Here is a 14,012-nt window from a genome sequence, read left to right on the forward strand (position 1 = left end):
AGTTTACATTTTACCAGCAAAGGTATAAATAGATAGGGGCTTTCCGGTTTGAAGAAGGGTGAATTGTCAATTTACCCCATGGAATGTGAATTTCTCTGAAAAGTTTTTATATATTTAGCGACCGAATAATTCATTCAATGAGCAACGAAAATAAAACAGGAGAAAAGGAGACTTTAGTTAGAGGATTAACAAATCGACATATACAATTAATTGCCCTTGGAGGTGCCATAGGAACCGGGTTATTTCTGGGAATCGGGCCGGCTGCAGTACTGGCGGGACCATCAGTAATTTTAGGCTATGCTTTAGCAGGAATTATTGCCTTTTTTATTATGCGCCAGCTTGGTGAAATGGTTGTTCAGGAACCCGTATCAGGAAGTTTTAGTCACTTTGCCTACAAATATTGGGGAAATTTTCCGGGATTTGCTTCAGGGTGGAACTATTGGATTCTCTATATCCTGGTAAGTATGGCCGAACTCACGGCAATAGGACATTATATCCATTTTTGGTGGCCGGATATACCTCTCTGGGTTTCCAGTTTGTTCTTTTTTATTGTGATCAATGCGCTTAATCTTGCTTCCGTAAAGGTTTATGGAGAAACAGAGTTTTGGTTTTCCATCATCAAAGTAGTAGCTATTATTGCCATGATTGTCTTCGGAGTATATCTTTTGATAAGTGGTACAGGAGGAGAGAAAGCTACCATTACTAATTTATGGAATGATGGCGGATTCTTCCCAAAAGGATTATTTAATAAAACAGAAAACGGATATTCAGGATTATTTGCTGCAATGGCCATGATTATGTTCTCTTTCGGTGGATTGGAACTTATCGGAATTACAGCTGCAGAAGCTAAAAATCCGGAGAAAACTATTCCACAGGCTACCAACCAGGTAATCTATAGAATTCTTATTTTTTATGTAGGAGCTTTGGTGATCTTATTTTCATTAAGTCCCTGGAGAGATATTACGGAAGGTTCCAGCCCGTTTGTAATGGTATTTCAAAATCTAAATGGTCTTGAATTCAGTATTTTTGGTAAGGTGATTCAGTTCAATACATTGATTGCAAATGTTCTTAATCTGATTGTTTTGACGGCGGCTTTATCAGTATATAACAGTAGTGTTTACAGTAACAGCAGGATGCTTTTCGGATTAGCTCAGCAGGGAAATGCTCCGAAATTCCTGAAAAAACTGAATAAAAATTCTGTTCCTATCAACGCTATTCTTATTTCATCATGCTTTGCCGGGATATGTATTATCATTAACAAATTAGTGCCGGAAAAAGCTTTTGAATACTTAATGGCTTTAGTAGTATCTACTTTGATCATCAACTGGCTGATGATATGCTACACCCATTTGAAGTTTAAAAAATCAATAAATGCATCAGGAATTCATTCAAAATTCCCCTCTATATTTTATCCTGTATCCAATTATATCTGTATTGCCTTTTTGGTTCTGATATTAGGATTGATGAGTATTACAGGAATGGAAATTCAGGTGATCCTGATTCCGGTATGGATTGGCTTTTTATTCGCTATGTACAAATTGTACAAACCGAAGTAAGAATATAAAAATAGATTTAAATATGTTTTGGAGAGGTGAAAATTAAATGATTTTCACCTTTTTTTGTCTTTATTTCTATAAATTGGCTTCATCTGATGCTTTTTTTGTGGAAACAATTCGCAGAATCTGCAATGTTCTACGGTTATTTTTCGTACATTAGTAAGAGGTTATATTTCAAATTCAGGTGAAATTTTAATCTGTTTGAAATACCTGCGGATAAGCCGAAAACCGTTCCAATAAAGTAGGCAGGACTAAAAAAGACACCTATGGCTAATTTATTTCAAACACTTACCAACACCGTAAAACATTGGTATATCCCATTAATCTTCGGAATTATATTTCTGATCTGTGGTTTTTATGTATTCAGCGTGCCGCTTGCAACTTATGTTACACTCTCTATTTTTTTCAGTGTTTCCTTTTTGTTTTCGGGAATTACGGAAATATTCTTTTCATTACAGAACAGTAAATCCCTGCAGGGCTGGGGCTGGTTTTTGGTAAGCGGATTATTAACTACGGCAATAGGAGTTTATCTCATCGCAAATCCTCAGATTTCAATGACGGTACTTCCGTTTGTGATAGGATTCACTTTACTGTTTCGTTCCTTTCAGCTCCTTGGTTTTGCTTTCGACCTGAGAAGTATGAGAATAATGAGTTGGGGAAATGTAGCGCTGGCCAGTGTTGGAGGAATTATATTTTCTCTGTTGCTGATATTTAATCCTGTGTTTACAGGAATTTCATTAGTTACGCTCACAGGTGTTTCCTTTATTTTTATGGGGATAGCTTCTATAATGCTGGCCCTGGATTTAAGGAAAATTAAAAAAATCCCTGGAAAAGTAAGCCAGGAATTAAGAGACAGAATCAAATCTTTACAGGAGGAGATTGATGATCTAAAAAAATCATGACCTATTTTACAGCTCCAGAATCCACTTCTGAAGGTCAGTACTTGAGGGAAGTTTCAATTTTTTCTTGAGTCTGTATCTCTTTGTTTCTATTCCCCGTAAACTAATATTTTCATATTGGCAGATTTCTTTATTTGTAAGATTTAATCTGATATAAGCACTAAATTTTATATCATGTTCTGTAAGTTCAGGAGTATGTGTAATCAGTTTTTCATAGAATTCAGGATATACTTCTTTAAAGCGCATCAGGAACAGAGGGCTTCTGCTTTCCATAAGCTGGATGATTTCATCAAATGAATTATTTACTTTGAGTTTAAGAACATCCGTTTCAATGGTTTTTTTCTCAAGAATTTTATCCTTTTTCAGTACTTTTTTAATATAGATTTTTCTGATAAAGTATAATAATAGACCAAATGATACTACAATAATCATGACTATAAAGTAGAACATCTTTCTTTCCTTTCCTTTTTCCTCATGCTTTAATTCTATCAGCGTATTAACCGCAAGATTTATGGCTTCTTTTTCGTTTTTACTGATATCATCATTAAGAATGGTGTATTTTCTTAGAAATTCATTAGATTTTTCAATTTCATTTAAAGATTTATAAACACTGGAAAGTGTGTCATAAACGGTCAGCAGAGAGGCTTGGGTATTTTTCGTTTTTTGAAATATATCAAGTGATTTCAAATAATATTCAAGTGCTTTTTCTTTATTTCCTTTTACATTATATAGATCTCCATAGCTGAACCATGCAGTCGCTTTCTCAATATCAGATGCATTTTTAGAATAAGCAAGAGCCTTATTCATATAGTATTCAGCTGAGTCTAAATGAATTTTTTCAGCAATAAATTTATCTGCTGTTCTTGTATAAGAAGTGATATTAGGTTTTGAACCCAGTATTTTCTTCTTTATAGCTTGTAAAGAATCAAGATTTTTATCTTTGGGCAAGTTTTGTTGTTTCCATGAATAGTTGTAGGCCTGAGCAAATTCTTTCTGTTTAAGATTAGGAATTTTCTTTATATAAGATTTTGCCCGATCAAAGGCTGCATTGGATTGTTCATAAAGTCCCAGACGTGTATAGTTCCTTCCATATTCATTATATAAATTGGCATTCAGAAGAGGATCATTAATAGAAAGTAATTCTTTTTTAGCTTTGTCAAGATATTCAAGACTTTCTTTGTTTCTGTCAAGTCCGCATAATACACTTCCTATATTAGTATATGCCATAATAATACCTTTAGTATCATTATTTTCTTCATATTGTTTAAGAGCATTAATATTAAATTTTAAGGCTCCTTCAGAGTCTAGTTTCTTTCTGTATTCTAATGTCGTTTTTATAGGTTCGGGTTGAAAAGAAAAATCCTGAGCATCAAAAAATATTGAGAAGGAAAAGAAAATCAGATATAGTGCTTTAATTCTAAAATTGGGGAACATATTTTTTAAAATTAGTTAAACAAAAATAACTTTTTTATGAATATTATTTAAAAAATTAATTAACGACCGATACCTTTTATAGTAACATCTAGCAAAAGAGTACTTCAAAAACACTTCATTGATTTTATAAAACACTGTTTTTTAATTCATTATATCGTGATGTATATTTGAAGTAATACCTTGGGTAGATAATATTGATACATTTACTACGAAAATTTTTTTTCATTCTAAGTGTTTGTGTTTATTAGCAGGGATATTTATGATCCCTGCTTTTTAAATGATAAAACCATTGATGTTAAAGCTGTAAAGTATTTATCATTCTCCTCTCTATCCTCTTAATTTTATCCGGAAAACATTAATAATTCACTTTTTTATCTTACTTCAAAGTTACTTCAGTTGCATTGTAATTAATTGTATTTCAGTTGATTATTTCTTGAAGTGTCTTTGATGTAGAATTTTTTTTGTTTGCAGGCTGTAAGTTTGCATCATCTAATTCGAACATTGGAAAATTTCAGACCGGTCATATTTTTCAATACGATTCTAAATACACACGAAAAAAAATTGAACATTTTAAAGTAACAAACAAATGAAAAAAATAGTAACATTATCTGGGATATTGGTTGCCAATTTCGCTTTTTCTCAAGTAGGTATTAATACTCCCGACCCACAAGCTACTTTGGACATTCAGAGTAAAGGAAATACTTCCGCCACAAAAGCTATGAGAATTAATAATTCTGGTAACAAAGAAATCCTTACCGCTACTGACGAAGGAAAAATAGGAGTAGGAACTGATGTTCCAAAATCAAATCTCCAGGTCATGGGAGATGAACTGAGAGTAGGAGGCCCGGTTTCACAATCTGGAAGTGTTGCTAACCCAGTTTTGAGAATTCATTCTAATGCAAATGCAGACGGTTCAGGAGGGTCATTAGTTTTTAGTGAGAATGCGGAAAATTTTGGATACTATATAAGGCAAAATACTGAAGGAGGAAATATCTATGGTTCTGATGGTTTGGCAATGGGTGCAGCACAAACAGGGAAGTATGCTTATAATCCGGCAAAACCGGGAATCTTTATCTCTGATAATCAGAATGTAAGCTTTGGAACTGCTACTCCTCAAGCAATGTTTCACATAGATGGTGCAAGAGATAATAATATTAATTCTGCTCCCACAGCTGCACAGCAGGTAAATGATATTGTGGTTAATACTTCCGGAAATATAGGAATAGGAACAATTAACCCTACCAATAAGCTTGATATTCGTTCTGCAACTAATGGAGCTGTTAAAATTGTGGATGGAACCCAGGGGGCCAATAAAGTTTTAACATCAGATGCGAACGGTGTTGCTACATGGAGAGATGGTATTGTTGATACTAGTATTTACAATACTAATGGGACATTGAGTGGAAATCGTACAGTAGCACAAGCTGGGAACACTTTAGCGTTTACAAGTACAGCTCTTACAGGTACTAATCACTTTTCAGTAGATGGAAGTACATTTTCAATTGATGCTTTAACTAATAGGGTGGGTATAAGTACAACAACACCTAAAAATCTATTAGATTTAGGTTCAGGAAACGGAAAAAAATTAGCATTATGGAACAATGCTGCTGGTGATGATTTCTATGGATTGGGAAATGCAACAAATGTATTGCAATTTTTTGCAGGAGCTACGGTTGCAGGTGATCCATTAATGACTTTAAATAAAAATGGACGTGTAGGTGTTGGAACTACTAACCCCCAAGCCAATTTTCATACCATCGGAACAAGGAGATTTGAGAATGCCACAAGCGGCTCTGTAGCTGTGGGTGCTGTACTAACGGCAACTGATACTAATGGTACTGCTGAATGGCGGATTCCTGCTTCTCAAACAGCTGTAGGAGGTGTCGTAGGAGGTGCTGGAATTAATATTCCTTTTGCTAATGACGGTACTTATAAATACACAGGAAGGTATGTCACATTGCCTCCGGGAAAATGGGCGGTTACCATTACTCAGCTGGCACAAACAGTGGGTAATCTGGATAATGATGACTGGATGTTTGTGAGAAGTACTTTTGGAGAAGGGAATGTTGCGGTAGGCGCTGCACTTACACGATCTAATGATGTAAGAGGTCCTTCATTGATGAGTTTCAGAGTACAAGGACCTGCTTCTGCAGGGCATACCCAACAGTTTGATGTATTTCAGGGAACGATTATTATTGAAAATACAACCTCATCAGATAAAACCTATAGATATATTGCTGGAAATACAGTGACAGGTGGGGGACCTAACAGCACAACTGTGATATCACGATTTGGAGACACATGGTCAGAGAGCTCCATTTTTGCAACAGCTATTAAATAGTAAGAGAAAGAGGATATTTTATTTTTATGGTTGTTGACAGGCAGGGATATACTGGACTTTCCACATCCCTGCCTATTTAAATCACAGTTTAAGTGATGTATCCTGTAATTAAGCAAAATATAAGACAATGGCATTGGATTTAAAAAACATTCACATTGGAAGCATGATTCAGTCACATGTAGAACAAAATGAATTTGAAATGACAAGGATATGTAAGTTTATGCGGTCTTCAGAAAAGGAAATAGAGGTAATGTATCTGCAGAAAGATCTTCCAACAGATGTATTATTAAGATGGAGCAAGCTGTTACAATATGATTTTTTTCGGGTTTATTCCCAGTATTTGATACTATTTGCACCCCAAAAAAGTAGCGTACAGACAAAAGAGGATAAAAAAAGTGTCCTCCCTCAGTTTAGAAAAAACCTGTATACTCAGGAAATAATTGATTTTATTCTTGAGCTTATCCGTACCGGTAAAAGAACAAAAAAACAAGTAATGGAAGAATATAACATTCCAAAATCAACTTTGTATAAATGGCTTGAAAAATATTAATGAAGATCTATAAGGATAATTATGTAATGGAAATATAATAATATGTTATATGAAATATTCAAAGCCCAATTATAAAAAGATCTTCCATGATCTGTTGGTATTAAAATTCCCTGATAAAAGGGAGCAATGTTTATTTTTTTTAAATAAAAAGGAGCTTTCCAGACTGGATGTAATAAAGCTTAATAAGATAATATTTGGAGAAAACACTTCAGAAAACTTAAATGGAAGAAATCACCGGTCTTATGATAAGTCTACAATTTTTAAAATCTTAGACTATCAAAAGAAACAGAAATTGAATAATATACAGACAGCCAAATATTTTGGTCTCAGCAGAAATACACTGACAAAGTGGAAAAGAATTTTTTAGACTAAAAATAGCATGAATAGTTCACGATAAATCAATATTTGAGGGTAACATTAATTTTGATGCCCCAAATTATGGCTAAAAGTTTTTTTTTACTATTCCCTACCTCGAATTTAATCAACTTTTAATATGATTTATGTTTAACTCCTTGCAAGGAAAAAACTGTGTTTTTATCATAAATGTCTCACGATTTTAACAATGGATATAATATAAAATTATAGCCATATGTATATGTTTTTAATAAGTTAAATGCTATTTATTGAATAGTATTTTTAATTAAATTAATATATGGTTGCTGTTTTTTTTATTTCAAATATTGTTTTGTGTTTGTTTTGTGCTTAATTTTAATCCGTTGATAAATAATATTTTATAGAGTTGCAGTACGTCATAAAGAAAGTGATTTTATAAGGAGTAAATTCAAAAAATGATATAGGGATTATTGTTTGAAATAAAATTTTAAAGTTCAAAAAATACATCATATTACTAAATTTAAAAAACTAATAAAATGAAGAAAAACATTTTACTATTATCAATGTTAATAATTGCTAATTTCGCGAATGGCCAAGTAGGGATACAAACATCAAACCCTCAAGGCTCATTACATGTAGATGGAGCAAAAGACAATCCGGCCACGGGTACTCCAACTGATGTACAACAAGCCAATGATTTTATAGTAACCTCCACAGGAATGGTAGGTATCGGGAATCTTACCCCGCTATCTAATCTCCATGTCTTAAATCGGGGATCTGCCACAGGTATTGGAGGTGGTGAAGCTACCAATACTGGACTGCTGATAGAAAATCCAATAGCCAATAATTCTATACTATCTATCTTAAGAACTACAGGAACTACAGGAATAAAACAGGCAGTAATGGGAATAAATCCTAATTTCAATGGAAATAACGGGGTATTTATTATTTCTCGTGTTCCTGGTGGAAGTGATTGGGCAATGGATTTAACCCTGGGGAATATAGGTATTGCTACGAATACTCCTACAAATACTTTAGACGTTTCAGGGAGCGCCCGAATAAGAACTATGGATATTGCTGCAGGTGCTACTCTTATTACACCGGTATATTCAGATGCAAATGGTGTTCTGAATAAAGCTGTTGATAACATTTATGGAACCGTTATTAATAATGCAGTTACTATTGCTTCAGGAGCGACAAACACTTTGATCACAGGACTTGGTAATAATGCTGTATATAAAGCTGTGGTAAATGTTAGTAATAGTTGCGGACGTATCGGTATTGCAGAATATTATGTCACTAATAATGCTGTTAACAATTCTTTTTCTATCAAAGGAATGGATGGGATCTTAAACACTGACACCACTGCTAAAGCCCCTACTTTTACTGAAGTAAACAGATTTACAACATCCGTTGTTTGGTCAGGTATTCCCAATTGTGCTGCAGGGGGTACTAGTATTGCCTTTAATTATACCTTAACAATGCCTTCAGCCGGAACAATAGACCTTACCAATAATGGAGATGCAAGCTTACAGTATAAAATTATACTTACAAGACTTTTTTAATTTAAAGTATCAAAAAAGATCTCCCATTGGAGATCTTTTTTATTTTAAATCTGATCGTTTTTGCCAAAGTATATTGTATTACCGGTTATGGTTTTCCGTATTTTTTTATATGAAACCTGATTTAGTTTTGTGTAAAATTAAAAGCTTAAAACATGAAGAAAGTAATTGTATTATTTGTATTAATATCTACACCCATTGTTTATTCTTGTGGAGGAAATGGGGATTCAGGACCTGAATATTGTACGTACAATGGGCATACTCTTTATACTGGAGAGAAAGGAGGATGTTACTATCTGTCCTCCTCAGGGAATAAGGAGTATGTAGATAAAAGTTATTGCAGGGGATGCAATTAAGAAAACCGGAAAATAAAAACAGATACTTAGTGTCTGTTTTTTTTATAATTCATTATAAAAACAAAAACCACCCTTAAAAAGGATGGTTTGTAGACCCACAGGGATTCGAACCCCGACTGACGGTACCAAAAACCGGAGTGCTACCGTTACACTATAGGTCTGCTTTATTTTGGTGTTGCAAATTTATATATTTTTTTCTTATTTACAAATATCTTCTTTCAATTTTCTGCTGTTTACACGAAAAAACAGAATTTGATTTTTGAAATTCCAGGCTCATTGAAATAGGAAAGAATCTTTTTGTTAAGAAATCAAAGCCAGGATGATGAAATTTTAATGAAAAATATTTGAATAATAATAAAACAAAAACCATCCTTAAAAAGGATGGTTTGTAGTCATGAAAGAACAATTCTCGAACCATTTTGTCGAGGATTTAAATAAGCTTAAAGGTTTGATGTATTAAAGATGATAATTCTAATAAAAAATGCCCCGAAGGTAGTCGAGGCGCTAAATGTTTTCACAACGGAATAATCCTTATTGTGAATTGCTTTCAAAATTATTGATACAAATATAAAAGAAAAAAATTAACTGTATTTATGGGAATCCATAATTTGAATATTTTTTTTATTACTATTTTTATGTGGTATCAAAATTAATAGCGATGAAAAATATACTTGGACTGGACTTGGGAACAAACTCTATTGGGTGGGCTTTAGTAAAACAGGATTTTGAAAACAAACAAGGTGAAATTCTTGGAATGGGAACCAGGATAATTCCGATGTCTCAAGATATTTTGGGCGATTTTGGTAAAGGAAATTCTGTTTCGCAAACTGCGGAACGTACAAAATACAGAAGTGTAAGAAGATTACGTGAACGATTTCTTCTACGAAGGGAGAGGCTTCACAGGGTTTTAAACATTTTGAATTTCCTTCCAGAACACTATGCTTCACAGATTGATTTTGAAAAACGATTTGGGAAGTTCAAAGTTGAAACTGAACCAAAATTGGCCTGGAAAAATATTGAAGGACAGTTTTCATTTCTGTTCCAAAACTCTTTCAACGAGATGCTTGAAGATTTTAAAACGAACGGACAGGATTTAAGAATACCGTACGACTGGACGATTTATTATCTCCGTAAAAAGGCACTTTCTCAAAAAATTGAAAAAGAGGAGTTGGCCTGGATTCTTTTGAATTTTAACCAAAAACGTGGATATTATCAATTGCGTGGGGAAGAACAGGAAGAAAATCCTAATAAACTTGTTGAATTTTATTCTTTAAAAGTTGTGGATGTTCTAGCAGATGAGCCACAAAAAAGCAAATCAGATATATGGTATTCTTTGGTTTTAGAAAATGGATGGATTTACAGAAGGGCAAGTAAAATATCGTTGTTTGATTGGAAAGATAAAACAAGAGATTTTATTGTAACAACTGATTTGAATGATGATGGAAGAGTTAAAACAGACAAAGACGGAAATGAAAAAAGAAGTTTCCGGGCACCGGGTGAGAACGATTGGACTTTGGTAAAGAAGAAAACCGAGCAGGAAATCGAGCAATCTCATAAAACCGTTGGAATGTATATATACGAAACACTTCTTGCTAATCCTAAACAAAAAATCAAAGGAAAATTGGTTCGTACGATTGAAAGAAAATTTTACAAAGAAGAGCTTAGACATATATTAGAGAAGCAAAAGGAGTTTCATCAGGAATTACAAAATGATGATTTATATAATAGTTGTATTCACGAGTTGTACAGAAATAATGAAGCCCATCAACTGACTTTAAGTAAAAAAGATTTTGTACATCTTTTTATGGAGGATATTGTTTTCTACCAAAGACCGTTGAGAAGCCAGAAGTCTTCTATTTCCAACTGTACTTTGGAATTCAGAAAATACAAAGATGAAAATGGAGCAGAACATACACAATATCTAAAAGCCATTCCAAAATCGAATCCATATTATCAGGAATTTCGTCTTTGGCAATGGATTTTTAATCTTAACCTATACAAAAAAGATAATGATGAAAACGTTATCAAAGAATTTTTAACCACTACCCAAGATATCGAAAATCTGTTTGAGTTTTTAAACAACAGAAAAGAAATTGATCAAAAAGCTTTATTGAAACATTTTAAACTCAGTGACAAAACACATCGCTGGAATTTTGTAGAGGATAAAAAATACCCCTGCAACGAAACAAAGACGATGATTGCAACCCGATTGGAGAAAGTAGAAAATATTTCCGATGATTTTCTGACGAGGGAGATGGAACAAAAGATTTGGCATATTATCTATTCTGTGAATGATAAAATAGAATACGAAAAAGCCTTGAAATCATTTGCGTTAAAAAATCAACTTGACGAAAATTCGTTTTTCGAGGCTTTCATAAAATTTCCACCATTTAAAAGTGAATATGGTTCTTTTTCGGAAAAAGCAATTAAGAAATTGTTGCCTTTAATGCGATTGGGTAAGTATTGGGATTTTGCCAATATTGATAAGTTTTCAAAAGACAGGATTCAGAAAATCATTAATGGAGAATATGATGAAAATATAAAAGATAGGGTAAGAGAAAAGGCGGTCCATCTTAGGAGTGAAGATGATTTCCAGGGTTTACAATTGTGGCTGGCCCAATATATTGTATATGGAAGACATTCGGAAGCATCAATAACAGGGAAATGGAATTCAGCTGATGATTTGGAAGAATTTTTGAAAGATTTTAAACACCACTCGCTTCGCAATCCAATTGTAGAGCAGGTCATTACAGAAACTTTACGTGTTGTAAAAGATATTTGGCTAAAATATGGAAAAGGAGCAAAAGATTTCTTCAATGAAATTCATATAGAGTTGGGAAGGGAAATGAAACTTCCAGCTGACGAAAGAAAGAAACTCACAAACCAGATTACTGAAAACGAAAATACGAATCTCCGCATTAAAGCTCTATTAGCAGAAATGATGAATGATCATGCTGTAGAAAATGTTCGTCCGTTTTCGCCCCAGCAACAAGAAATTCTGAAAATTTATGAGGACGGTGTTTTAAATTCAGGCATTGAAATTGAAGATGAATATTTAAAAATAAGCAAAACGGCGCAACCTTTTCCTTCAGATTTAAAACGGTATAAACTTTGGCTGGAACAGAAATACAAATCGCCTTATACCGGACAAATTATTCCACTAAATAAATTGTTTACACCAGAATATGAAATTGAACACATTATTCCACAAAGCCGATACTTTGATGACAGTTTTAGTAATAAAATTATTTGTGAATCGGCGGTTAACAAACTGAAGGATAATTATATCGGACTTGGATTTATTAAGCAGTTTGGAGGAACTATTATTGAACTTGGTTTCGGGAAAAGTGTAAAGGTTTTTGATATTGACGAATACGAAGATTTTGTCAAGAAGCACTACGTCAATAACCGAAGTAAAAGAAATAAACTTCTTTTGGAAGATATTCCTGAAAAAATGATTGAACGTCAGATCAATGATACTCGTTATATTAGTAAATATATTTCCAGTATACTTTCTAATATTGTTCGCTTAGAAGATGGTTCGGATGAAGGAGTAAATTCTAAAAACATTGTTCCCGGAAATGGAAAAATTACTACCCAATTGAAAAAAGACTGGGGGTTGAATGATGTTTGGAATGACTTGATTTTACCCCGTTTTAAAAGAATGAATCAGCTGACCAATTCGACAGATTTTACCGCCTGGAACGAAAATTTTCAAAAGTTTTTGCCGACCGTTCCAATTGAATATTCCAAAGGTTTTTCTAAAAAAAGAATAGACCATCGTCATCATGCTCTGGACGCTTTGGTAATTGCTTGTGCTACAAAGGATCATGTAAATTTATTAAATAATCAATCGGCAAAATCGGAAACCAACCGCTACGATTTGAAAAAGAAATTAATGAAGTTTGAAAGAGTTGTTTATCTCCATACGCAAACAGGGGAGAAAATCGAAAGAGAAGTGCCAAAACAATTTTTAAAACCTTGGGAAAATTTTACTGTAGATGTTAAGCATAATTTGGACACGGTTATTGTAAGTTTTAAGCAAAACCTTAGGGTCATTAATAAAGCGACTAATTATTACGAAAAATATGTAGAGAAAGATGGTGCAAGAAATAAGGCAAGAGTAGAGCAAAAGGGAATAAATTGGGCGATTAGAAAACCAATGCATAAAGATACGGTTTCCGGTAAAGTAGATTTACCTTGGGTAAAAGTTCCAAAAGGAAAAATTTTAACAGCAACGAGGAAAAGCCTTGATACTTCATTCGATTTAAAATCAATAGGCTCCATTACTGATACCGGGATTCAGAAAATTCTCAAAAATTATTTAATGCTTAAAGACGGAAACCCTGAATTGGCTTTTTCACCCGAAGGAATTGAAGATTTGAATAAAAGTATTGAGAAGTATAATGATGGCAAACCCCATCAACCCATCAACAAAGTAAGAGTTTTTGAACTGGGAAGTAAATTTCAGATAGGACAAGCCGGAAATAAAAAAGATAAATACGTAGAAACCGCAAAAGGAACCAATTTGTTTTTTGCAGTGCACCAAGATAAAAACAGCAAGAGAAGCTATGAAACCATTCCTTTGAATGAGGTGATTGAAAGGCAAAAACAAGGTTTACCTGTGGTTGATTTAAAAAATACAAATGATTTCTATTTATGCCCGAATGATTTGGTTTATATTCTATCTGATGATGAGTGGGGTAATATGACAAGTAATGATTTTGAAAGCCTTTCTGACGAACAAGTTAAAAGGATATATAAATTTGTTAGTTGTACAGGAGGTGAGGGCCATTTTATTCCTTATGCAAATGCGACAGAAATAATAAAAAATGAAAATGGTACAAATAGTAAAAGTGAGAGAATGCAGAATTTCTATGATGGTAATTGTATGCTTGATAAAAACGGTAAGCCCATTATGATAAAAGAAAATTGTGTAAAACTTAAAGTCGACCGTTTAGGTAATATTTCAAAGATATAA

General features: G+C 33.4%; 7 protein-coding genes and 1 tRNA gene. 6 read left to right on the top strand and 2 right to left on the bottom strand.

Annotated elements, in window-relative coordinates; all coding sequences use genetic code 11:
• Window positions 1–137 precede the first annotated feature (137 nt).
• Both SFA27_RS03380 and SFA27_RS03385 read left to right on the top strand, forming a co-directional pair.
• Window positions 138–1,556, top strand: coding sequence for an amino acid permease (locus SFA27_RS03380; RefSeq protein WP_047379104.1), 1,419 nt, complete (start codon window positions 138–140; stop codon window positions 1,554–1,556).
• Window positions 1,557–1,822: 266 nt separating this feature from the next.
• On the top strand, window positions 1,823–2,458 hold the full coding sequence (locus SFA27_RS03385; protein WP_047379101.1) for an HdeD family acid-resistance protein: 636 nt from the start codon (window positions 1,823–1,825) through the stop codon (window positions 2,456–2,458).
• A gap of 6 nt (window positions 2,459–2,464) precedes the next feature.
• Here the strand turns inward: SFA27_RS03385 and SFA27_RS03390 are convergent, their stop codons facing one another.
• On the bottom strand, window positions 2,465–3,889 hold the full coding sequence (locus tag SFA27_RS03390; protein WP_407296303.1) for a hypothetical protein: 1,425 nt from the start codon (window positions 3,887–3,889) through the stop codon (window positions 2,465–2,467).
• Between the two features lie 586 nt (window positions 3,890–4,475).
• On the opposite strand from SFA27_RS03390, the gene SFA27_RS03395 reads away from it, so the two are divergent.
• The 3 genes from SFA27_RS03395 to SFA27_RS03405 all read left to right on the top strand — a co-directional run bounded on the left by SFA27_RS03395 (window position 4,476) and on the right by SFA27_RS03405 (window position 8,678).
• Window positions 4,476–6,230 carry a hypothetical protein gene (locus tag SFA27_RS03395; RefSeq protein WP_052184860.1) on the top strand — a complete coding sequence of 585 codons (1,755 nt, stop codon included), beginning with the start codon at window positions 4,476–4,478 and terminating at the stop codon, window positions 6,228–6,230.
• A gap of 127 nt (window positions 6,231–6,357) precedes the next feature.
• The gene (locus tag SFA27_RS03400; protein WP_407296305.1) at window positions 6,358–6,780 is read left to right on the top strand and encodes a helix-turn-helix domain-containing protein; all 423 of its coding nucleotides are present in this window, start codon (window positions 6,358–6,360) and stop codon (window positions 6,778–6,780) included.
• 869 nt (window positions 6,781–7,649) lie between these two features.
• Window positions 7,650–8,678, top strand: coding sequence for a hypothetical protein (locus SFA27_RS03405; RefSeq protein ID WP_407296308.1), 1,029 nt, complete (start codon window positions 7,650–7,652; stop codon window positions 8,676–8,678).
• Window positions 8,679–9,121: 443 nt separating this feature from the next.
• On the opposite strand, the gene SFA27_RS03410 is transcribed toward SFA27_RS03405, so the two are convergent.
• Window positions 9,122–9,192: transfer RNA gene (locus SFA27_RS03410), tRNA-Gln, on the bottom strand.
• 497 nt (window positions 9,193–9,689) lie between these two features.
• On the opposite strand from SFA27_RS03410, the gene cas9 reads away from it, so the two are divergent.
• Window positions 9,690–14,012: a type II CRISPR RNA-guided endonuclease Cas9 gene (gene cas9 / locus SFA27_RS03415; protein WP_407296311.1), complete on the top strand. Its 4,323-nt coding sequence runs from the start codon at window positions 9,690–9,692 to the stop codon at window positions 14,010–14,012.

It is taken from the genome of Chryseobacterium sp. HR92 (assembly GCF_045689405.1).
GTDB lineage: Bacteria > Bacteroidota > Bacteroidia > Flavobacteriales > Weeksellaceae > Chryseobacterium > Chryseobacterium viscerum_A.